The 22,843-nt window shown below is 70.0% G+C and carries 17 protein-coding genes and 1 pseudogene; 6 read left to right on the forward strand and 12 right to left on the reverse strand.

All coding sequences use genetic code 11. The features are described from left to right. The first annotated feature begins 173 nt into the window (after positions 1–173). Positions 174–1,448, forward strand: coding sequence for a YibE/F family protein (locus OHB21_RS09670; protein WP_067503913.1), 1,275 nt, complete (start codon positions 174–176; stop codon positions 1,446–1,448). A 387-nt stretch (positions 1,449–1,835) separates the two neighbouring features. Here OHB21_RS09670 and OHB21_RS09675 read toward each other — a convergent pair whose 3' ends face one another. Beyond that, on the reverse strand, positions 1,836–3,263 hold the full coding sequence (locus tag OHB21_RS09675; RefSeq protein WP_067503917.1) for an Hsp70 family protein: 1,428 nt from the start codon (positions 3,261–3,263) through the stop codon (positions 1,836–1,838). A 127-nt stretch (positions 3,264–3,390) separates the two neighbouring features. Then, positions 3,391–4,713, reverse strand: a complete 1,323-nt coding sequence (locus OHB21_RS09680) for a UDP-glucose dehydrogenase family protein (protein WP_067503920.1) — start codon at positions 4,711–4,713, stop codon at positions 3,391–3,393. Between the two features lie 206 nt (positions 4,714–4,919). Between OHB21_RS09680 and OHB21_RS09685 the strand changes: the two genes are divergently transcribed. After that, entirely contained in the window at positions 4,920–5,441 is a 522-nt protein-coding gene (locus tag OHB21_RS09685; RefSeq protein WP_067503924.1) for a YdcF family protein, read from the forward strand. Between the two features lie 141 nt (positions 5,442–5,582). On the opposite strand, the gene OHB21_RS09690 is transcribed toward OHB21_RS09685, so the two are convergent. From OHB21_RS09690 to OHB21_RS09710, 5 genes and pseudogenes are all read right to left on the reverse strand, one after another. Continuing rightward, on the reverse strand, positions 5,583–6,257 hold the full coding sequence (locus OHB21_RS09690) for a Panacea domain-containing protein (protein ID WP_195125166.1): 675 nt from the start codon (positions 6,255–6,257) through the stop codon (positions 5,583–5,585). A gap of 35 nt (positions 6,258–6,292) precedes the next feature. Then, positions 6,293–6,402 (reverse strand): annotated as a pseudogene (locus OHB21_RS09695) (DUF4433 domain-containing protein); the annotation flags it as partial. Positions 6,403–6,619: 217 nt separating this feature from the next. Beyond that, on the reverse strand, positions 6,620–7,819 hold the full coding sequence (locus tag OHB21_RS09700; RefSeq protein ID WP_195125167.1) for a vWA domain-containing protein: 1,200 nt from the start codon (positions 7,817–7,819) through the stop codon (positions 6,620–6,622). Next, on the reverse strand, positions 7,816–9,030 hold the full coding sequence (locus tag OHB21_RS09705) for an AAA family ATPase (RefSeq protein WP_067503934.1): 1,215 nt from the start codon (positions 9,028–9,030) through the stop codon (positions 7,816–7,818). The genes OHB21_RS09700 and OHB21_RS09705 overlap by 4 nt, the downstream gene beginning before the upstream one ends. Positions 9,031–9,072: 42 nt before the next feature. Further along, on the reverse strand, positions 9,073–9,873 hold the full coding sequence (locus OHB21_RS09710) for a hypothetical protein (protein ID WP_324192251.1): 801 nt from the start codon (positions 9,871–9,873) through the stop codon (positions 9,073–9,075). A gap of 231 nt (positions 9,874–10,104) precedes the next feature. On the opposite strand from OHB21_RS09710, the gene OHB21_RS09715 reads away from it, so the two are divergent. From OHB21_RS09715 to OHB21_RS09725, 3 genes are all read left to right on the forward strand, one after another. Then, positions 10,105–10,497: a hypothetical protein gene (locus OHB21_RS09715; protein ID WP_324192252.1), complete on the forward strand. Its 393-nt coding sequence runs from the start codon at positions 10,105–10,107 to the stop codon at positions 10,495–10,497. A 223-nt stretch (positions 10,498–10,720) separates the two neighbouring features. Beyond that, positions 10,721–11,950 (forward strand): acyl-CoA dehydrogenase family protein, encoded by a 1,230-nt coding sequence (locus OHB21_RS09720; protein WP_195125168.1) that lies wholly within the window; start codon positions 10,721–10,723, stop codon positions 11,948–11,950. Next, the gene (locus OHB21_RS09725; protein ID WP_195125169.1) at positions 11,950–13,113 is read left to right on the forward strand and encodes an acyl-CoA dehydrogenase family protein; all 1,164 of its coding nucleotides are present in this window, start codon (positions 11,950–11,952) and stop codon (positions 13,111–13,113) included. Before OHB21_RS09720 ends, OHB21_RS09725 begins: the two co-directional genes overlap by 1 nt. Positions 13,114–13,274: 161 nt before the next feature. Here the strand turns inward: OHB21_RS09725 and OHB21_RS09730 are convergent, their stop codons facing one another. Continuing rightward, positions 13,275–16,553 (reverse strand): (Fe-S)-binding protein, encoded by a 3,279-nt coding sequence (locus tag OHB21_RS09730; protein ID WP_195125170.1) that lies wholly within the window; start codon positions 16,551–16,553, stop codon positions 13,275–13,277. A gap of 462 nt (positions 16,554–17,015) precedes the next feature. Between OHB21_RS09730 and OHB21_RS09735 the strand changes: the two genes are divergently transcribed. Next, entirely contained in the window at positions 17,016–17,726 is a 711-nt protein-coding gene (locus OHB21_RS09735; RefSeq protein ID WP_067503953.1) for a hypothetical protein, read from the forward strand. Positions 17,727–17,785: 59 nt separating this feature from the next. On the opposite strand, the gene OHB21_RS09740 is transcribed toward OHB21_RS09735, so the two are convergent. From OHB21_RS09740 to OHB21_RS09755, 4 genes are all read right to left on the reverse strand, one after another. Beyond that, positions 17,786–18,637, reverse strand: a complete 852-nt coding sequence (locus OHB21_RS09740; protein WP_067503956.1) for an NRDE family protein — start codon at positions 18,635–18,637, stop codon at positions 17,786–17,788. A 124-nt stretch (positions 18,638–18,761) separates the two neighbouring features. Further along, positions 18,762–20,087, reverse strand: coding sequence for a S1 family peptidase (locus OHB21_RS09745; protein ID WP_195125171.1), 1,326 nt, complete (start codon positions 20,085–20,087; stop codon positions 18,762–18,764). A gap of 75 nt (positions 20,088–20,162) precedes the next feature. Further along, positions 20,163–21,518: a S1 family peptidase gene (locus tag OHB21_RS09750; RefSeq protein ID WP_067503962.1), complete on the reverse strand. Its 1,356-nt coding sequence runs from the start codon at positions 21,516–21,518 to the stop codon at positions 20,163–20,165. A 174-nt stretch (positions 21,519–21,692) separates the two neighbouring features. Continuing rightward, a complete protein-coding gene (locus tag OHB21_RS09755; RefSeq protein WP_195125172.1) occupies positions 21,693–22,826 on the reverse strand; it encodes a hypothetical protein in 1,134 nt (377 codons plus the stop codon). Positions 22,827–22,843: the final 17 nt, after the last annotated feature.

Consider the following 22,843-nt stretch of genomic DNA (forward strand, 5'->3'; position numbering starts at 1 on the left):
CTCGGGAGTCCAGAACAGCTCGACGTGGGAGAACCGCGGGCTCGAATGCCGAGCCGGTGGGTCTGCCGGGGCTCGGTGTGAGTTCGGGGCCCGCCGAACTTGAAAACGAAATCCTTTAAGCTCGGCACCGCGCACGTTTCCCGTCCGGGGGACACGACGGAAGTAGGAGCCCGGTGAGCGACCACCATCACCACCATCACGATCATTCGGAGCCGATCCAGATCGGCGCCACGGCCACCCGTGTCGTGATCGGGCTGCTCACCGTCATCGGGGTCATCACCGTGATCGCGACCATCATCCTGTGGCCCAGCGCCCAGCACGTCGAGATTCCGCTGCCCATGCAGAACGCGGGGGGCGGGGCGGTGGAGACCGAGGCCGGCACCGTGGTGGCCCAGGACGTCGGGCCCTGCGGCAGCCCCTCCATCGGCAAGGTGTTCGCCGACAAACCCGAGGCGCCGCGCAACGACGCCTACACCTGTCAGCGCAGCCTCATCACCATCGACTCCGGACCGCACCAGGGCAACAAGACGCTGTTCGAGATCGCGCCCGGCCCCGGCCAGCCCGACCTGCGGGCCGGCGACCACATCCGCATCGTGCGCCAGACCGACCCCAACGGCACGCCGCTGTACTCGTTCGACGACTACGCGCGCGGATTCCCGTTGGCGCTCATCGTGATCGCGTTCGTGGTGGTGATCATCGCGGTGGCGCGGTGGCGCGGCCTGAAGGCGCTGATCGGGCTCGGATTCGCGTTCGGGGTGCTGGTGGTGTTCCTGCTGCCCGCGCTGCTGGACGGCAAGCCCGCGATCCCGGTCGCGCTGGTGGCGGGCTCGCTCATCCTCTACGCGGTGCTGTATCTGGCGCACGGGGTGAACCTGCGCACCAGTTCGGCCCTGCTGGGCACGCTCGCCTCGATGGCGCTGGCGGCAGTGCTCTCCTGGATCTCGATCGAGATCACCCACCTCACCGGTCTGTCGGAGGAACAGAACACCAACGTCGCCACCTACATCCAGCACGTCAGCATCACCGGACTGCTGCTGGCCGGGTTCATCATCGGCTCGCTCGGTGTGCTCAACGACGTGACCATCACGCAGGCGTCGGCGGCGTTCGAACTCGCGGCGCTCGACGAAGGCGCTTCCCGCCGTGAGGTTTTCGCCGCCGCCATGCGCGTCGGGCGCGACCACATCGCCAGCACCGTCTACACCCTGGTGCTCGCCTACGCCGGTGGCGCGCTGCCGCTGCTGCTGCTGTTCAGCGTCGCGGGCCGCTCGATCCGCGACGTGCTGGTCGGCGACGCGGTCGCCATCGAGATCGCCCGCTCGGCCGTCGGCGGCATCGCATTGGCGCTGTCGGTGCCGCTGACCACCGGCATCGCCGTCCTGCTCGCCCGCCCCTTCGGGCAGAAGACGGAAGTGAGCGCGCCCCGGCACGGGCGGCACGCGCGCGGCTGAGGGTTGGGGCGCGCCCGCGTCCTTGGCGGCTGCCGCGCAGCGCACGCCTTACTCTCGGTGGAGCCCGGCCGAGGTATCGAGGTAGTCGCTGACTCGATTACCTGCGGGATGGTCACGTCGTGGACCCCGGCCGACGGATCGTGGTGGCCGCTGACTCGATTGTCTGCGGGATGGTCACGTCGTAGGCCCCGGCCGTGAGATCGAGGTAGCTGCCGAGGGGTTCGACGACTTCCCGGTTGCGCAGCGCACGCCACGACCGCAGACCGCGCGTTCGGCGGACCAGTTGGGGTAGCCGATCCGCGCGGGGTGGTCAGGTCCGGTTCCGCTGATAGCCTGTCCGTGGCATGCCGGATTACGTTGTCAGCGCTGGTGATTCGCCCTGGCTCGTCAGCCCGGCGGGGGCGGGAGCGGGGGAATGAGCTCCGGCGGGATCGTCGGGACGACAATCGGGGGCAGGCCCGGCACGACGAACGTGTTGGGCCCCTGGGTCGGCGCCGGGGGCTCGCTGGTCTGGCGGCGCGGGGGCGGCGCGGCCACCGACTCGGTCTCGGTCTCGGTGGTGGTGGCGGGCGCGACCGCGATCTGGGGATCGAAGGTGGTGGTGCGGGGCGCGCTGGTGGGGGTGGCCGAAGGGGGTAGTTCGCTCGAGCGCGAATCCCGTTCCAGCACTTGGGGTCCGTAGCCGAGACCGATGCCGATCGCGGCCACCACCACCAGCGCGCTCACGGTGAGCACCGCGGCGTTGAGTTCGCGCTTCTTGCGGCGGCGCGGCGTGGCGGCCAGCCAGTCGTCGGCCAGCCCGTCGATATCGTCGAAGTCCGGGTCCGGCTGGGGGCGGCGCTTCTGCTTGCGCTTGGGCGGGGCCGAGAGCCACGCGGGCGACAGGTCGTCGTCGGTGAAATCCTCCGCCGGGGCCTGGGACGGCGCGGGCGCCGAGGCCGGGACCGGGGCGGCTGGGCGCACCGGCCGGGCCAGCAGCGCCGCGCCGCGCGCGATCACCGTCTCCGGGCTCTCCGGCACGATCACCGGCACACCCATCCAGCGCTCGAGTACCTTGCCGATCAACGGAATTCGCGCGCAGCCGCCGATGGCGAGCACGCCGTGCACGGGGTGGCCGGAGCGGGAGATCACGTCGCGCGCCATCCGCGCCGACGACTCCACCGCCAGCATGATCAGCGACTCGAAGTTCTCCTGCGCCAGCAGCACCAGGCCTTGCTCGCTGGGCAGCGCGACCGCGGTATTGGACGAGAGCTGTTCCTTCGCCTCCCGGCACAGCGCGTCCAGCGCCGCCAGACCCGCCGGGTCCTGCGGGTGCGCGATCCGGCCCGAGGCGATCTGCTGTTCGCGGATCAGCGAATCCAGGTAGTCACCGCTGATATCGCTGGTGCGTTCGGTGTGGCGGACCTGCTTGGTCTGGGCGTCGACCACGCTGACCGAGAGCCCGGTGGCGCCCAGGTCGTAGACGACCAGCGAGGAGATGCCGCGGATATCGCCGGTGGCCTGGGCGAATTCGAGCGCGGCGAAGATCTCGGGCACCAGTTCGTAATTGGTGACCTGCTGGCGAGCCATCGCCGCGCGCACCCCGTGCGCCTGCTGCTCGCTGCGGTAGGCGATCGCGGTGGCCGCGATGCCCGGTGGAGTGGCGAGCGTCACGCCGACGGCCTCGGCGGCCAATTCCTCCGCGCGCTGCTCGTCGACGGGTACGGTGTGCAAGTCGAACGCGTCGGGCGTGACATGACCCGGCTGGATACCGGCGTGCGGGCGCGCCAAGCGGACAGCGCCGGCCCCCACCGAAACTCCCAGTACCGAACTCATCAGCTGCCCATCTCGTTCCACGCTTCACGACAAGGGTTCGCGCCGTGGGACGCGATCCGCTCCCGGGACCCTACCGGCGACGCTGGGTCGCACACGAGGCAGGCGGAGGAGGCCTCGCCAGGCAACTCTACGGTGTACCGAGTCCGGCGTACACCCATCCCGCCCCTCTCCAGGTGGCACGATTGAGACAGTTTCGTCCGTCGATGATGGATCGTTCACGCACCACCCCGTCCAGATCCGCAGGTCGCAGCGCCGTGAACTCGTCCCATTCGGTCAGCACCAGCACCACGTCGGCGCGGTCGCACGCCTCGGCCACCGAGGTCGCGTAGTTCAGGGTCGGGAACACCCGGCGCGAATTCTCCAGTGCCTTCGGGTCGTACACGGTGACGACCGCGCCGTGCAGCTGGATCATGCCCGCCACGTTCAGCGCGGGCGAGTCGCGCACATCGTCGGATTCCGGTTTGAACGCCGCGCCCAGCACCGCGACGTTCGCGCCGAGCAGCGAACCGCCGCAGGCCTTCGCGGCCATGTCTACCACCTTGGTGCGGCGGCGCATGTTGATGTTGTCGACCTCGCGCAGGAACGCCACCGCGTGATCGGCGCCGAGTTCGCCGGAGCGCGCCATGAACGCGCGGATGTCCTTGGGCAGGCAGCCGCCGCCGAAACCCAGTCCCGCGTTGAGGAATCGGCGGCCGATGCGCGCGTCGTAGCCGAGCGCGTCGGCCAGCACCGTCACGTCCGCGCCCGTCGCCTCGCACACCTCAGAGACCGCGTTGATGAACGAGATCTTCGTCGCCAGAAAGGCATTCGCCGACACCTTCACCAGTTCGGCGGTGGCCAGGTCGGTGCGCAGGAACGGGACCTGCGCGTCGAGCAGGTCGGCGTAGATCTCGCGCACCAGATCCTCGACCCACCCGGCGCTCTCGCGCGCGTCGTCGACGCCGAGCACCAGGCGGTCGGGGCGCAGGGTGTCCTGCACGGCGAAGCCCTCGCGCAGGAACTCGGGATTCCACGCCACCTCCACCTCGGCGGCGGTGAGCGCGCGGGCCCGCTCGCCCAGTGCGGCGGCCGTGCCGACCGGGACGGTCGACTTGCCGATCAGCACCGACGGGCGTTCCAGCATCGGCGCCAGCGTGTCCACCACGGCGTGCACGTACTTCAGGTCGGCGGCGTACTCGCCCTTCTTCTGCGGCGTGCCGACCCCGAGGAAGTGCACATCCGCGTGCGCGGCCGCCTCGGCGTAGGACGTGGTGAAACGCAGCCGGCCCGCGTCGAGATTGCGCCGCAGCACATCCTCGAGCCCGGGCTCGTAGAACGGCACCACGCCGTCCGACAGCTTCGCCACCTTGCCCGGATCGACATCCACCCCGATCACGTCATGCCCGAGCTCGGCCATGCACGCCGCGTGCGTAGCCCCGAGGTACCCGGTTCCGAAGACAGTGCATCGCATGATCGATTGGTATGCCCCGTGCGTGGCCGCGCCACGTCAGCGAGGCAAGAGTCGAGGCAACATTGGGTGTACAAGCGGCAACAGCGCCGGGCGCACGCTTCTGAACTGCGCGAACCGCCCCCGACCGACCCACGATCGGCAGTCTTTGCCGCTGCCCAGGTTGTGGCTCACGTCGGCATAGAGTTTGGCGTGTGCCAGGGCGGTTGATGGTTCGCAGTGTGATCGGGCTCGCGGTGGTGGTGGCTGTGGGGGTGGCGGCGCTGTGGCCGGTGTATGTGCGGCCGCGGGTGGATGTGCCCGCGGCCGCCGACGCGATTCTGGTGTTGGGTGGGGCGCACGATGGACGCGAGGCGCTGGGGTTGCGGCTGGCGCGGGAGGGGTATGCGCCGCGCGTGCTGTTCTCCAACCCGTACGAGTACAGCTCGGTGATGAACCGCATCTGCCACGGCGGTTACCGCGTCGAGGTGATCTGCTTCGACCCCGACCCGCGCACCACGCGCGGCGAAGGCCGCGAACTCGCCCGCCGCGCCCGCGCCGAAGGCTGGACCCGCGTCATCGTCGTCACCTTCACCCCGCACATCTCCCGCGCCCGCTACATCTTCGAAAAGTGCTGGGACGGCGAACTTCTCTTCGTAGACCCGCAACCGAACCTGTCCCCACCCCGCTGGGCCTACGACTACCTCTACCAATCCGCGGCCTACGTGAAAGCCTTCTTCGAGGACTGCTGACCGCGCTGTGTCTCCCATCAACCAACCGGACCGAAAACCGCGAGGTCGGAACACCTTTCGTTCTTGTCCACCGTGGCGAGACGAATCTGGACCAACTGGCGGAGTCCGTCGAGTTCGCGGCTATCGATGCGGTGCCGACTGCTACGCCCGCGGCATGATCCGCTCCGCCAGCTGCTCGAGCGCCGCTTCGACATGCGCGTCGGTGAAGATTCGTCCCTTGCGCTCCGTCCACCCCCGTACCGCCTCGGCCGCTGCTCTCTTCTCGTGCGCGTCCTGGTTGGTCACGACCCAGTGTGCGCTGGCCAACAATTCGACACCATAAGGGCCTTCGAAACCCTCAACGATTCTCAGCACCGCGTCGCAGGCTTCCGTAACGCGCGCCCCGCGCTCCGACGCCGGAAATTCGTTCAGGGCGCGCGAGCCGTCCGCGGTCAGCGAGATCGGATTGTTGTCCAGCGTGCGCGCCGTCCCGTCTCCGAGTCCTGTCGTGAAGGCACCTTCCATATCTTGTAGCAAATGGCGGATCGTCTCGCTGTAGGGGCCGTAGCGTGCCGGAGCGAACTTCAGCCCCAGCGCGGGCTCCACCTGATTCGCGAAGTACATGAGTTTCTGAATCTCCAGATGCGACGCGCCGTCGGGCCCGTCGCGCAGTTCCAGGGATCGCCGTTTCGCGGCATAGGAACGGAGCAACTGGAGCACGAGCGCTCGCCCCCAGGTCATCGGGACATCGGACGGCGCGTCCAGAGTTCGAGGCCGATCGGACGGTGTGAACAGGACGACTTCCAGGCCCGTACGTTCGGCGAACGCCGCGATCAACCGAGGCTTGACGTCGGCCCAGTCGAGTCCGCCGTTCCCGGCAGGTTGTCGACGTGCGTGAAATGCCAGACGAGCCAGTCGCGCGGGTTGGTTCTGCTGGGCTGCCCCGCCTGGCCGCGAATCCCGACTCCGGAAAATACTTCAACGCTCCCGTCTCCCCCTGTCAGCCGAAGCATCGGCCATCAACGCTAGACGGATTCGAGCTCCGACGCACGCCGCGTCGGCGTGTCGAGAGGTTCAGTAGTGTTGACACGCAACACTTCTCGGTTCCGCACCGGTGAGCGTGTGCGGCTCGAACCAGCGGAGTGGCCGCGCGACCGCCCACGCGGGTGGTCCTGAGAACACTCGGCGGGACTCCTCAGCTATCCGATCTGCACGACCCGCGCCCAATCCGGTGGTTGGTCCGGCACGTAGGCGGGGTCGTAGGAGGTCCGGGATCGGCGGAAGAGGCCGACCACGGTGCGGCACCCCGGCGGGTTGAGTGGCCAGGGTGTCTGGCCGTCGGTCAGGACGACGAGGACGTCCGGGTGGGATTGTCCGCGAATGGATTTCGCGATGCCGGAGCGCAGATCCGTTCCGCCGCCGCCGATCAGGGGTATCCCTTCGGCGCGGCACAGCGGGTGCGCGATCCGTGCCGCAGTATCGCAGGACACAACGGTGACGAGGTCGCGCCGGCCGCCCACGGCTCGGGCGATCGCCGCCACTTCCAGTAGCGCACTGCCCAATTCGGCGTCGCTGACCGATCCCGAGGTGTCGATGACCACGCTGACGCGGGGTGGTGTGCGCCGCAGACTCGGCAGCACGGCGCCGGGCACCGCGGCCGAGCGTCGCGCCGGGCGACCATAGCTGTAGTCGCCGGCGCCGGGTGCGGTGGCCGCCGCGCGCATGGCGGCACCGAGCAGTTCCCGCCACGGCTGCGGCGGGTGCAGCGCCTCCTCGGCCCAGCGCCGCCAGCCCCGCGAGGCGTTCCCCGGACGGCCGACGATGCCTTGCGCCACCCGGAATCTCACGGCATCGCGCTCCTGATCGGTGAGCCCGTGCGCGCCGTCGGGGCCCAGGTCCCAGTCGCGGTCGAGGCCGTCGGCGCCGCTGCCGCAGTCGAGCCAGGCCGCGTTCTCGGTGTGCGGGCCGAGGCGGAACTGCCGCAGGTAGTCCTCCATGAGTTCGCCCGCGGGCAGCCCGAGGTCCGCGGGCAGGACGGCGCCCTCGGGACACACCAACCCGTCGCCGAACGCGTCGTCGTTGATCTCGGCGTCGGCGGCGATGTTCATCCGCAGGTGCTCGGCGGGCCCGGTCAGGTTGTGCGCGCGGGCGTAGCGGTCGCTGCGGCCGTGATGATCGCGCAGCAGGTGCGACACCTCGTGCACCAGCACCGACGCCAAATCCGCTACGGGCGTGCGATTTACGAAGGCGGGGGAGAAGTAGCAGCGCCAGTACCGGTCCACGCCCATCGTGGGCACCTGTCGCGATTCCACGAGGTGCAGCGCGTACAGCGCGGTCGCCAGGTAGGGCCGCGCGCGGGCAGCGTGCAGGCGGGCCGTGAAGAGTTTGTCGAGGGTCATCGGCGCACCTGCGCGGCGACGCGGTCCGCCTCCCGGGACATCGACACCATCCCGGCGAGCTGTTCGATCGACGCGGGCACGTCCCAGCCCTCGCGGCGCAGCGTGGCGAGCGTGGTCGCGGGGACGACCACCAGATCCGGCGCACCGGTCTCCACCGCCTTGACCAGCAGCGCCCAGGCCGCGTCCCAGCGAGCCCGTTCCGGCCGCCGCCGGACCGCCGCCACCACGGCATCGAGCGCGGCCAGCCGCAGGTCGCCGCGTTCGGGCAGGTCGGCGGCGTCCGGATCGGCGAGCAGCGTTTCGGGGTCGGGGAGATCCATCCGATCGATGTGGGCCAGCAATTCGAAACCGGGACCGTCGCCCACGGAGCCCCGGACCAGCAGCGACAGCACGTCCCGGGACGAGCCCGCCGCGGTCGCGAACGCGAGCAGCCGCACCGTCATATCCCAGCTGCGCGGCGACGGCCACGCACCGCCCCGGCGCGTCTCGGTGGTGGGGAGCTGGTGCACGAGGGCGGGTCGGCCGCCGAGCAGACCGCACACCGCCTGACGAGCGAAAGCTACTGCTTCCGTAAGCTTTTCGGGATCGAGCCGGGGCATGATCGCGCGCGGCCAGGTGCCGCCCAGCCCGCGCACCACCACCTCGTGGTCGTGCGCCCAGTGCAGGTGCACGAACCTGTTGGCCAGCGGCGGGCTCAACTCCCAGCCGTCGGCCGCCGACGCGCGCGGGTTGGCGGCGGCCACGATCCGGACCTCGGGCGGCAGCCGCAGCGCGCCGATCCGCCGTTCCAGCACGAGGCGCAGCAGCGCGGCCTGGACGGCGGGCGGCGCCGTGGACAGTTCGTCCAGGAACAGCAGGCCCCGGCCGGCGCGCACGAGGCGGACCGCCCAATCGGGCGGGGCCATCGGGACGCCCTGTTCGGCGGGGTCGTCGCCGAGCACGGGCAGGCCGGCGAAGTCCGAGGGCTCGTGCACACTCGCGATCACCGTGGTCAGCGGCAGTTCCAGGGACGCCGCGAGCTGGGTGAGGGCCGCGGTCTTGCCGATCCCCGGTTCGCCCCACAGGAGTACGGGCAGGTCGGCCGCCACGGCCAGCGTGAGCGCTTCGAGTTGATTGTCCGGGCGGGGTTCGGTGGACACCGCGCCGAGCAAGCCGAGCAGTTCGCCGGCGACGTCGAGTTGGGCGCGTTCACGGAGGGCGGTATTCGTCATGTGGGAATCACCTTGTGGTGTAGAGGAATTGGGGAGTGCGCGTCAGCGCGTGGTCGCGTGGCGCGGATGCGCGCGACGGTCGCGGCGGCGCGCATCGGGCCGCACGCGGGTGGGGCCGGCTGCGATGAGCCCGGCCTTGAACAGTCCGTAGGTGATCCGCCGTTGCGCGGCGAGTTCCAGTTCGTCGCGCAACGGGCCGTCGCGCAGCACGGCATCGGGTCCGAGCAGGCCCTCGACCACTGCCAGCGCGCCCGCGGTGTCGCCGTGGTCGAGGCGTTCCCGGACGCCGGTGAGGCAGTCCGGGTGACGGTGGGCTCGGTCGATGGCGCGTAGGCAGGGCAGGGGAGCGCCGGTCAGGGCGGCGAGCAGTTCTTCGCGACGGATTTCGGCGGGATCGTGATCGAGCGCGGTCAGCACGCCCTCGGACAGGCCGATTCGGTGCTGTTCGCCTCGGCATTCCACGAGCTTCACCCGGTCGGTTCGATCCGGAGGGGCTGTCGTGATCGGCGTGCGATCCGGTGCGAGCGCCTCGGCGATCAGCGGATGCAGGCGGTCGGCCGTTATCGCACCGGCGCGGAGCAATTCCAGATCGGGCGGTGTCCAGACCGACGCGTCGGGGAGGAGTGGGAGTCCGGATACGGTGCCGCGCGGGGGATCTGCGATCCGCAACGCCTTGTCGTCCGAAACCTCGGCCACCACCTCGCGCCGCGCGCCGAACCGCACCCGGACGAGGCCCTTCGGGCGGCCCTCGGCGCGCAGCAGGATTTCCGCTTCGGACGCCCAGGTGTGGATGGCGCAGCCTTCGGGGAGGTCGGCGGTCTTCCCGGCGAGGTTTTCCGACACTGAATACGGCCCAGTGAGAACTTCGAATTTGTCTGCCCCGGAACGTATTCGAAGCTCACTGGTTCTCCGCGCATCCCACAGGTGGCGGTGGAGATCCAGGCGGAAGCGCCGGTTGGGGCGCGGGTGCGGATGCGGTCCGGTGTCGGATCCGTCCCACAGCGCGAGCGTGATCCGTTGCCCGGCATCGGCCCACGCCGGTGCAGTGCGGGCCACCAAATAGACTGCACCGCAATGCTTTCCCAAGTCCGGTGGACCGTATCGCGCCAGGGCGATGGTCAGGCCGGGACGCAGCAATCCGTCGGGTGCGACGCGGGGGAGGTGCCATCGCAGCAGATCGGGTGCGAGATGGCGCAAGTCGGCCCGGAGCTGGGCGGCGGTCTCGGTGCCGTGGACGCGAGCTACGGCACGTGGATTGATATCGGTATCGAAACCCGCTGCGGCACAAGCACCAACCCAATCACCGGCATGACGCCGGGCGGTCGCGGTTTCGATCATCGTGGGCGGCACGGCGTACTCGCGCACGCGCAGCCAGAAGGCGAGGCGGGAATCGTCCCTGTTCGTGAATCGAGTGCCCATCAGCACTCACCTGGCACGAACGGGACCCCCAATCTTTGCTCGGGATGAGTGGTCACCGTGCCGATCATACGCGCGTGCGGTGCGGCGCGTGGTGCCGCGCCCGTCCCCGGGCTGTCGGCAGGGATGGCGGCACCGTGTCGCGCCCGGCTGGCGCGGAAAACTGAGGGCGGGTGGCGTCAGTTTGATTTCCGGACCCCGATGGGCCTACATTGGGGGCGTATTGGCCGGTGGCCAATTGTTGTGCGCCGTGGCATCACCGCCGGGAGGACAGATGGATTACGACTGGTCAGCGGCCGATCTGGCCTTCCGGGACGAGGTGCGGGCGTTCCTCGACGCGAAGCTCACGCCGGAGTTGCGGCGGGCCGGGCGCTCGGCGACGAGCGTCTACCCCGACCACGAGGCCAGCATGGAGTGGCAGCACATCCTGCACGAGCGCGGGTGGGCGGCGCCGCACTGGCCCGTCGAGCACGGCGGCTGCGACTGGAGCCTCACCCAGCACTACATCTTCCACCGCGAACTCACCCTCGCGGGCGCGCCCCCGCTCTCGCCGATGGGCATCCGGATGGTCGCGCCCGCCATCATCGCCTTCGGCACCCCCGAACAGAAGGCGTTCTACCTGCCGCGCATCCTGACCGGGGAAGTGTTCTTCTGCCAAGGCTATTCGGAGCCGGAGGCCGGATCGGACCTCGCCTCGCTCACCATGGCGGCCGTGGACGACGGCGACGATTTCGTCTGCACCGGCAGCAAGATCTGGACCACGCACGCCACCGAGGCCAACTGGATCTTCTGCCTGGTGCGCACCGCCAAGACCGGCAAGAAGCAGCAGGGCATCACCTTCCTGCTCATCGACATGACCGCGCCCGGCATCGAAATCCGGCCGCTGGTCATGACTTCGGGTGAGCAGGTGCAGAACCAGGTGTTCTTCGACAACGTGCGGGTGCCGAAGGCGAACGTGCTCGGCCGGGTCGACGAGGGCTGGACTGTCGCGAAGTACCTGCTGGTGCACGAGCGCGGCGGCGCGGCGGCCCCGTGGTTGCAGGTGATGGCGCAGGACATCGCCGAGGCGGCGGCCGCGCAGCCCGGTCCGGACGGCAACGCCTTGATCGACGATCCGCTGTTCGCGAACCGGTTGGCGGACGCCAGGATTCGCACCGAGGTCCTGGAAGTCCTGGAGTACCGGACCATTTCCGCGATGGCGCAGGGGCGCGACCCGGGTCCCGCGTCCTCGCTGCTGAAGATTCTCGCCACCGAATTGAGCCAGCAGCTCACCGAACTCGCGCTGGACGCGGCCGGGCCGCTCGGCCGGGCCTACCAGCCGCACGCCACGGCGCCCGGCGGTCCCGTCGCCGACTACACCCCGCCCGCCGACGGCTACCACAGCGGGGCGGACTGGCAGGCGGTCGCGCCGCTGCGGTACTTCAACGATCGCGCGGGCTCGATCTACGCGGGCAGCAACGAAATTCAGCGGAACATTCTCGCCAAGGCAGCATTGGGGCTCTGATGGACTTCACACTCACCGAGGAGCAGCAGCTCCTCCGCGACTCCGTCGCCGGGTACCTCGGCGCGAAATACGACCTGGAATCCAGCCGCGCCGCGGCGAAATCGGCCGCCGGGTGGCAGCCGGACGTGTGGCGCGGATTCGCCGAGGAGCTGGGTATCCTCGGCGCCGCGCTGCCCGAGGGCGTCGGCGGCGATGGGGGCGGTCCGATCGAAACCATGGTCATCGCCGAGGAATTGGGGCGTGCGCTGGTCGTGGAACCTTTCGTGGATACCGTGGTACTCGGCGGCGGCCTTCTGGCCGGCGCCGGTGGGGAACGCGCGTCAGCTGTGTTGCGGGACATCGTGCTCGGGAAGGCGCGGGTCGCGTTCGCTTCGCTGGAAGCGGACTCGGGTGCCGTGCCATTGCACGTCGGTACCTCGGCGCGGCGCGACGGGGAGTCGTGGGTGATCGACGGCGCGAAGGTCGTGGTGGTGGGCGTGCCCGCCGCGACGCACCTCGTCGTCTCGGCGCGCACCTCCGGTGGGCGACTGGATGATGCGGGAATCTCGTTGTTCCTCACCGAATTCGATGCCTCCGCCCCGCCGGAGGGTGTGCGAGTGCACCCGTACCGCACCATCGACGACCGCGCCGCCGCCGACCTCGAGTTCACCGGCTGCCGCCTGCCCGCCGACGCGCTGCTCGGCGCGGAAGGCGAAGCGGGGGAGACGATCTCGGCCGCCGTGGATGCCGCCACCGCCGCGATCTGCGCCGAGGCAGTCGGCTGCCTGCGGAAGGTGTTGTCCGACACCGTCGAATACGCCAAGCAGCGGCATCAGTTCGGCGTGCCCATCGGCAGCTTCCAGGTGCTCCAGCACCGCATGGTCGACATGTACATCGAGCTGGAACAGTCCGTGGCCGCGGCCCACCTCGCCGCCCACGCCCTCACGGCCGCCCCACCCGCCCGCGCCCGCGCCGTCTCCGCCGCCAAGGCCACCATCTCCCGCGCGGCCCGCTTCGTCGGCCAGAACGCCGTCCAACTGCACGGCGCCATGGGCATGACCGAAGAACTGGCCATCGGCCACTACTTCAAACGCCTCACCGCCCTCGAACGCGAACACGGCACCGCCGACCACCACCGCACCCGCTACGCCCACCTCACCCGCCCGCAGCCGACGCGGGCGTAAAGACCGAAACGCCGCCCGGCAGCACCCCTGTGCTGCCGGGCGTCCGCGCGTCGGTGGGTGAGCTGATCGCCCGCTACCGGCGCGTTCAGGGGTCCCTGGTCGAGCCCTCGACTCAACGAAAATGGCCCGGATCCATAGGGATCCGGGCCACTCTCACGTGCCTAGCTCTTGCGGCCCGGCGCCTTCGCGCCCGACTTGAAGCCGAGAGCGCCGGGTTTGGCGGTGGGTGGGGCGATGGTGCCCGCGCCGTTGCCGGAGGTGCCGTTGGCGTCGTGGCCGGTGCCGTTGGTGGGCTGCTCCGGCTCCGGGGTGGGTTCCGGTTCGGCGACCGCCTCGGGCTCCTCGGTGGCCAGGGTCGGCTCCGGAGCGGGAGCCGGGGCCGGAGCGCCTGGGGCCTTCGGGCCGGGACGCTTGAAGCCCGACTTCATGGCGAGTCCCTTGGCCGGGATGGACGGCTTGGTTTCGGTGGGAGCCGAAGCCGTTGCCGCCGACGTGGATTCGGCCGTCGCCGACTCCGCCGTCTCCGGGACAGCCGGTTCCGAAACAGCCGTCTCCGAGACGGCCGCTTCCGCAGTGGCCGGGGTCGCGCCGCCCGGCGCCTTGGGGCCGGGTCGCTTGAACCCGGACTTCATCGCCAGCCCCTTGGCGGGCACCGAAGGCTTGGACTCGGTCGCCTCGGCCGGAGCTTCGGAAGCCGACTCGGCCGGGGCCGCAGGGGCTTTCGCACCGGGCGCCTTGGCGGCGCCCTTCATGCCGAGACCCTTGCCGGGTGCCTTGGCCGCACCCTTCATCCCCAGCCCCTTCACGGGCGGAGCGGCAGGTGCTTCGGCTTCCGCGGCGGGAGCGTCGGCAGCAGCCTTGGCACCCGGCGCCTTGGCGGCGCCCTTCATGCCCAGACCCTTGCCGGGCGCCTTCGCGGGGCCCTTCATGGCGAGACCCTTGGCGGCCGGCTTCTCCTCGGCGGCCGGCGCGTCGGCCTTGGCACCGGGCGCCTTGGCCGCGCCCTTCATGCCGAGTCCACCGCCACCGGGCGCCTTCGCACCCTTCATGGCGAGACCGCCACCGCCGGGCGCCTTCGCGCCCTTCATCGCCAGGCCGCCGCCCTTCGGCGCCGCCTTCGCGGCCGCGGGGGCCGCCTCGGCGACGGGCTCGGGTTCCGGTTCGGGTTCCGGCTCGGCCTTGGGCTCCTGGATGACGGTCAGGTTCTCGGTCAGCACACCGGCGTCGACGCGGTCGATGGCGTCGAGCATGAGCTGCGCGACGTCGACGACCTCGACGCCCTCGCCCTCGCCCTTCTCCTGGCGCGCGGTCACACCGTCGGTGAGCATCACGCGGCAGAACGGGCAGCCGGTCGCGATCTTGCCGGGGCCGGAGCCGTTGGCCGACTCGGTGAGCGCACCGAGGCCCTCGTCCACACGGTCGACGTTGATGCGCTTGCCGAGCTGCTCCTCCATCCACATACGCGCACCACCGGCGCCACAGCACATGGACCGTTCGCCGTGACGCGGCATTTCGACCAGCTTGGAGCCCGACGCCTCCATCAGCTCACGCGGGGCGTTGTAGATCTTGTTGTGGCGGCCCAGGTAGCAGGGGTCGTGGTAGGTGACGTTCTGCGACACCGAGGCCACCGGCACCAGCTTCTTCTGCCGCACCAGGCGGTTCAGCAGCTGGGTGTGGTGCACCACCTCGTAGGTGCCGCCGACCTGCGGGTACTCGTTATTGAGCGCGTTGAAGCAGTGCGCGCAGGTGACGACGATCTTCTTCTTGCGCTCTTCGACGCCCTCGAACACCGAGTTCAGCAGCTCGATGTTCTGCATGGCCAGCTGCTGGAACAGGAACTCGTTGCCCGCGCGGCGCGCCGAGTCGCCGGTGCAGGTCTCCTCCTGGCCGAGCACCATGAACTTCACGCCCGCGGTGGCCAGCAGTTCGGCGACCGCCTTGGTGGTCTTCTTCGCGCGGTCCTCGTAGGCGCCGGCGCAGCCGACCCAGAACAGGTATTCGTAGCCGTCGAAGCTGTCGGCGTCCTTGCCGAAGACCGGGATCTGGAAGTCCAGCTCGTTGATCCAGTTCAGGCGGTCCTTGGCGTTCTGGCCCCAGGGGTTGCCCTTGTTCTCCAGGTTCTTGAACAGGCCGGCCAGCTCGGAGGGGAACTCCGATTCGATCAGCACCTGGTAGCGGCGCATGTCGATGATGTGGTCGACGTGCTCGATGTCCACCGGGCACTGCTCCACGCAGGCGCCGCAGGTGGTGCAGCTCCACAGCACCTCGGGGTCGATGATGCCGTGCGCGTCCTCACCGCCGACCAGCGGGCGCTCGGCCTCGGCGCGCGCGGCCTCGGGGATCTTGGCCAGCGCGGCCTCGTCGGGCTTGCCGTCGGCGTCGACCAGGCCGATCTCGTCGCCGCCCATGTCCTTGCGGCCGCCGGCCAGCAGGTAGGGCGCCTTGGCGTAGCCGTGGTCGCGCAGCGACATGATGAGCAGCTTGGGCGAGAGCGGCTTACCGGTGTTCCAGGCGGGGCATTGGGACTGGCAGCGCCCGCACTCGGTGCAGGTGGTGAAGTCGAGGATGCCCTTCCAGGAGAAGTCCTCGATCTTGCCCGCGCCGAGGGTGTCGGTGTCGGGGTCGACGTTGTCCATGTCCAGGGCGCGGCCCTTGGACATCATCGGCTTGGCGGCGCCGAGGGCCACGTCGCCGTCGTCCTCGCGCTTGAAGTAGATGTTCGGGAAGGCCGAGAAGCGGTGCCAGGCCACGCCCCAGGTGATATTGCGGCCGACCAGGTAGAGGAAGGCCATACCCGACATGAGCTTGATGAACGCGAAGATCGACACCATCACCGGGCTGGCGGGCAGCAGCTTGGCCACCTGCATGGTGAAGAAGTCGGTCGCGGTGTTGGAGTGGTGGTAGGTCGCGATCTTGCCGGCCTTGACGAAGATCATGCCGAGGCCCTCGAGGAGCACGATGGTCTCGATGACGTAGGCCGGGGCGAACTTGGAGCCGCTGAATCGCGACAGGCGCTCGGGCACCCGCGGGTGGTTGAGCTGGCGGATGATGATCAGCGCCGTGATGCCGACGACGGTGCCGATGCCGAGGATCTCGTCCCACAGGTGGTAGATCGCCAGGTTGCCGATGATCGGCCAGTGGAACGACGGGTCGAAGGTCTGGCCGTAGGCTTCGAACCAGAGGATGGCGCCGCCCATGAAGCCGATCATGACGAGCCAGTGCGCCCAGCCGACCGTACGGAACTTGTTCATCCGCGTATGAGCGAGGAACTCGATGACCATCTGCTTGAAGCGCGGGAAGAACGGCCGCCAGCGGTCCGGCGCGCTCTGCCCGATCATGATGGTGCGCGCGATGTTCCTGACGCCGCCCAAGAACGACGCCCAGCACACGATGCTGAGCGTCGCCCCGATCGTGCCCAGCGTCACTGTCAGGGCATTCATGTCGCGACCTTTCTTTGCGGCAACACGAGCTGTACGGGCGCGGCATGCGCGCCGCCCCGGTTGGCTCGTATCGTAACCCCCAGTAAGTTACCCACCGGTAACTTATGTGTCCATCGTACGATCCACTTTTGTGACCCAGCCCTATTTCCTGGGGCGCGGGCCGGATTTCCGGTGTGATCAATGTCACACCAAGAAAATCCGGCCCGCGGGGCTATCGGCCGGTAACCACCGTAAACGCCGAGGAAGTAGGCCCATTCGGTAAGGGCAGGCTTACTCGTGTGCACATGTAACGGATCTCGCATTAGTCGCCGGGGTCGACTACGCTCACGACCGTTCTGTTCGCGGCATCCGCTGCCCACCGCTCGGGGAGAATCCGAAGTGCCTGACCAGCTTTCGGATTGAATGAGCTCTCGCGTGACGACAGCGGCCCGCGCACACCCTGATGATGGATTGGAAAACCGAATGAACTTCCGCAGAACCACTGCGGCTGCCGCGCTGGTCATCGGTGCGTTGACCGTCGGTATGGGGACCGCTCATGCCGAGCCCGCCGCGCCCGCGCCTGCTGAGGACATCAGCTACTCCGTCAAGCTGGTGGACAAGACCGTCGTCGCATCGCTCCGTGGGGGGACCTTCTCGCTGGTCGAGAAGGATGGAGCCACCGTCGACGACCCGAAGACGAACATCCTGGACATCAAGGACGACGCAGGCAACACGGTCATCTCGTTGCCGCTGAGCTTCAACGTCAACGGGACCGACATCCCGGTCGCCACCGAGGTCAAGAAGGACGGCACCGTCCTCGAGGTGACCCCGGAGAAGCCCGAGGGCGTGCAGCTGGACAAGCCGGTCGAGGTCAAGCCCATCGCGGGTCCCATCGAGAATCAGCGCGCGATGAACGACTTCGCCAGCAAGTTCGGCATCGGCACCGCCATCGGCGGCTTCGTCGGCACCGCCATCGGCGCGGTCGTCGGCTGCGTATTCGGCCTGCCGCTGTTCGGCGTCGGCTGCATCGCGGGCCTGCCGATCGGCGCGGGCATCGGCGGGATCCTGGGCACCATCGCCGTCGGTGGTCCCACGCTGCTCGCCGCGGGCATCGAGCTGATCAACACCCTGCAGGCGCCGGAAGGCACCACGCAGTGGGCCGACAAGCCGAAGGCCGCCCAGGCCGCGAACTGACCCGCGGTACCGCACGAAATCAGGCCCGCTCCCGCGAAGGGAGCGGGCCTTTCGCGTGGTCAGGGCAGCGCGAGCGTGCCGTGAAAGCTCACCGCGCCCAGACTCTCACCCAGCTCGCCGAACGAGCGCTCCGCCACCGTGAACGACCCGTCCTCACGCACCAGCAGCACTGTGCTCGCCCTGGTGCCGTGGATCCGGTGGGCGATGAACCGGGCCGAGAGCGATCGTTCCATCTCCAGCGGCACGCCGGTGCCCGGCAACTGGTCGTCGGGCGCCTCGGTGCGATCGGAGAGCACGTCGAAGTAGCGGTCGAGGGCATCGGGGTCGGATTCCACCACCTTGCGCAGTTCGGTCAGGCCGCCGCGCACCTTCGGCCAGATCCGTCGCGGCGCGGACAGTTCGGCGTCCGGCGCGGGCGCCGCCGAGGTGACGAACGGGCCGTTGGACAGCCCGTGGAAGCCGGGCTCCAGTGCTCGCGGGGGTCGCTGGGAACGGTTGGAGTGCCACCACAGCGTCTCGAGGTCGCTCAGCACCAGGTTGTAGCCGTTGTAGTCGTCCGGGGCGGCGGCGACCGCATCGAGGTAGCGGCGCGGGCCGGGATGTTCGGCGCTGTCGAGGAAGTCCATCAGCAGCGCGCCCCGCGAACGGGCGTCGCGGCGTTCGTCGCGCGGGTTGCGCACATTGGTGACGGCCGCGAAACGGGCGGGTGATTCCGCCACACCGAGCCAAGTACCGGGCCGCACGCCCGGTGCGTAGCCCGGAGCGCCCACGTCGCGGCCCGCGAGCAGACCGGACACCTCCGGCCACCACCGCATCGGCTCTGCGGGCCGCACATAGAACTCGTCCCGGTTGGCCGCCACGATCAACCGGTAGTCCGGGTGGGCGCGCCAGCCGATCAACACCAAACACATGCATTCCAGAATGCCGGAACGGCCGGAACGGATCGCGGTTATCGGGGCGCAAGGGCAGTGGAACGGTCCCCGAGACAGCGAAAAGGCCGCCGGTGCTCCCAACCGGCGGCCTTCTCGCGGTATCTCAGTTCGTGCGGACCCGCAGACCCGGGTTGTCCGACAGGACCACGCTCAGCGGCTGCGCGAACAGCTGCGGCGCGTTGCCCGTGAGCGCGCCGATGAGGTTCGGGATCTCGCAGATCGGGAAGTCGGCCACCGACGAGGCGCTGGAGATGCCGAGCGCCATCCGTCCGGTCACCACGGCGCCGCCGCTGTCGCCGGGCAGCGCGCAGATGGTGGCGGAGAAGCTCTGGGTGAGCTGGCGCTCGCCGACCTGCACGGTCTGGTCGACCGCGCTGATGATTCCGCAGCTGAAGCCGGTGCGCGAACCCGACTTGCACACCGGCGCGCCGATCACAGGCGTCGCGACGCCTTCGATGAGCACGGGCGCGGCGCCGGGGACGCGGACGCCGTTATTGCGGAAGCGATCCGCCACCGCGTCGTCGATCCGGATGATCGAGTAGTCCTGCGAGCCGAGCACCGACTTGGCGAACGAGCCCAGGCGCGCCCCGCGCCGGTCCTGCGGCAGCATCTCGTGCACGCCCGACGCGTTCGCACCGCCCGCGGCGGCGCCGTTCGGATCGCAGTGGCCCGCCGAGATGTTGACGACGTTGCCCGAGCGGTCGGTGCCGTTGAACCCGAACGAGCAGCGCAGCTGCACGTCGCCGCCCACCGCGGCGTACCCGTCGCCACCGGTCAGCGAGGCGCGGTCGACGCCCTCGGCGATCGGGGTGCCCTGCGGCAGCGTCTCACCCGCCACGGGCGGCGCGGTGACGATCACGCGGGCCGGGTCCACGAAGCTGGGCATCGGGACGCCCGCCTGGTCCACCCGCACCGCGATGCTGTTGTTGACCGTATCGATCACGACGCCGCGCACCAGCGCCGACACCGCCGCGGGCTGGCTGTCCAGCCACCGCTCGAACGCGCTCTTCTCCCCGCGCAGCGCCGCCTCGCTCTTGGCGACGTCGCGCACCTCGAAGCCCGCCGACTGGGCCGCCTGGCGCGCCTCCTGCGCGCCGGGGCCCTGCGCCAGCGCGACGACGGCCTTGCCCGCGTCGTCGAGCCAGGCGCCCGCGAACACCTGCGGGTACTGGCGCTGCGCCGAGGTGGCGAACGCGGCGACCTGCTGGCCGAGCTCGGCGCGACGCAGGTATTCGTCGGGCGAGATCTTCAGATCGCGGGTGACGGCGCTGAGCAGCTCGGCGGGCAGGCCGGGCACGGCCGGTTCGGCGTTGGCCACCGCGGCGCTGGGACCGAACAGCAGGATCGCCGCCGAAGCGGCGATCACGGACTTGCGGAAGCCGGTCTGTCGCGCAGTGGATCGGAACAGACCGATACGTGGCAGGAGCATGGGGAGACTATATGGGGTCCGAGCCGGTAATCCCACTCCTCGCCCGGCTTGTTCTCCTCGCTCGGCGCGTCGCGCTCAGCCCGCGTTCGGGCGCGTCCGCACGGTGATGCCGCTGCCGAGCCCGCCGCCGGAGGAGGCGTTGATATCGGCCAGGATCGAGCGGATCGGGATGCCCAGCGTCGCGGTGCCGCCGTACGGGGCCAGCGCGAGGTTGGCCTCGTCGCAGTCGGGGGCGTCGGCGGCGTTGGAACCGCTGGTGATGCCCAGCGCCAGCGTGCCGGACACGATCGCGCCGCCGCTGTCACCGCCCAGGGTGCAGGCGGAGCTGGCGAAACCGCGCACGGTCTTGCTCTCGCCGTCAGCGGTGTAGAGCTGCGTCTCGACCCGGTCGGCCACCACGAAACCGCAGGTGAACGCGGAGGTCTGGCCCGACTTGCACACCGGGGCGCCGACGATCGGATCGGCGGTGCCGGTGATCGAGAGCGTGGTGCCGTTGGCGGCGCGCACCGAGGGCTGGTCCATGCCCGCGCGCACGGCGCGGTCGTTGAGCTGGATCACCGAGTAGTCCAGCGCGCTGCTGCCACCCAGTTCGGCGCGCACGAACGTGCCCAGTTCGGGGCTGTTGGCGATATCGCGCACGTTGGGCAGGTAGACGCCGGCCCGCTGATCGGACTTGCCCAGGTTCGGGTCGCAGTGGCCCGCGCTGATATTGAGGGCGTTGCCCGCCGCGTCCACGCTGTTGAAACCGAACGAGCACACGTCCACGCCGCGCAGCGAGGTGTCCCGCAACGAGCCGGGCACGCTGATGTAGGTGTCGCCGCCCATCGGGCGCCGCTCCACCGGCCCGCCGCCGCCCGGCGACAGGATGACCTTCACGTTGGCGATCAGCGTGGGCAGGTTGAGCATGTGGCCCACGGGCGTGTTCGCGACGCTGAGCACCAGCTGGCTGTTGAGGAAGTCGATGGCGACGGAGTTGATCGCCTCGGACAGTTCGCGCGGCAGCGTGCCGATCCACTGGGTGAGCTGGTTCAGCGAGCTCTCCAGGTTGTCGGCCGAGACGGGCGCCAGGCGGGTCTGGTAGCCGTCGCCCGCCGCGACGCGCGCGGCGTCGGGGGAGGTGACCGCGACGACCGCCTTGCCCTCGGCGCTCATCCAGGCGCCCGCGAAGTCGGTGGGGCGCTCGGAGCGGAAGTCGCGCGCGTACTCGCGCAGCTGCTGGGCGCGGGCGGCGCGATCCAGGTACTCGGTCGGGCTCATCTTCAGATCCCGGGTGACGGCCTCTACGAGTTCGGCAGGCAGCGCGTCGGGGCTCAGCTGCGGTGGCGCGGGTTCCGCCGCCGCCGTGCCGGACATCGGAACCAGGAGAACGGTCGCCGCCGCCGCGATCGAGGCAGCCTTGACCGAGGCGCGACGCGCCACCAACTTGCGCATGAAGTCCCTTCGTCGGCACACGGGTGCCAGCTACATCCGTGCGCTCGCGGCGGCGAATCCGTTGGCGCACAAGTCCTCGTCGAGCGACCGGAGGGTACCGGGAAACCCCGTCCGATCCGGTCAGCGCTTCACTTTAAGGCACAAACCCCGATCGGTCGCTACCAATCGGCATGATCATCGGGGAACCGTGGGGGTCTCCCACCACTCGAACGGATTCTCCGGGTCGTAGGGCTGCCAGGGATTGCGCGGACGGGTCCTGGTCGGACTCGTGGTCTCCTCCGGCGTGGTGGTGGGCGGGACCGTGGTGGTGGTCGGTTCCTCGGTGGTCGTCGGCGGTGGGGGTGGCGGCGCAGGCTCCGGCTCCGTCGTGGTCGTGGTGACGATCGGAGGTTCCGTGGTGATCGGCGCGGGCGGCGGCGCGACGGGTTGCGCGGGCGGCGGCGGGGGCGGTGCGACCGTGCTGGTGGTGGACACGCCCGATTGTGCGTCGCGCACGGGCGGCACCGCGGGGGAGTCTTCACCGCGGAAGAGCAGGGCCACGCCCACACCGCCCAGTGTCAGGCCGACCAGCGCCGCGGCCGCGATGAGCACCGTGACGCGCTTGCGGTCCTCCTTCGGGGTGGGCTGCGGCGCGGGGGCGGGCGTCTCGGGGACGTCGGTGATGGCCTCGGTGGGCAGGGCCGTCGCGATCGGCATCGCCGCCGAGTACGCCTGTTGCGTCTCCGGCACGGGCACCGCCGGGATCACGTCGGTCACGATCGTCGAATTCTCCGCCGCGGTCGGATCGGGCGGCGTCGCACCCGCCGGGGTCGCGAGCACGGCGGCCAGCGCGGCGCGGGCGGCGTCGTAGGAGAAGGACTTGCCCGGCTCGGCGGTGTCGACGGCGGGCAGATCGGCCTCGCTGACCAGCACCACCGACTTCAGGCCCAGGTAGTCCAGCGCCTCGCGCAGCGCCTGCACCTGCTCGGCGGGCCAGCCGCCGGGGTGGGTGGCGTAGAACTCGGCGGCGCCGCTCAGGTGTTCGGCGGTGAGGTTGATCAGGCAGAACAGCGCGGTCGCGACCAGGTCCTCGGCGCGGTAGGCCTCGCCGTCGTCCACGGTGATGCCGGCCGGGTCGCCGACGGCGGCCACGAAACCGGTGATGGAGTGCGAATGGTCGGCGGGCGGCTCGCCGCCGAGCACGGTGTCGCCGTCGTCGGACATGTGCAGCACCGATTCGCGCACCACGTAGTGCAGTTCCCCGCCGTCGGTGACGATGGCGGCGGTGCTGTCCTCGTCGGCGATCCGCAGGCCCACCCCTGTGGCCATCACATTCCTCGCTTCGG

The organism is Nocardia puris, from assembly GCF_036051655.1.
Classification (GTDB): domain Bacteria; phylum Actinomycetota; class Actinomycetes; order Mycobacteriales; family Mycobacteriaceae; genus Nocardia; species Nocardia puris.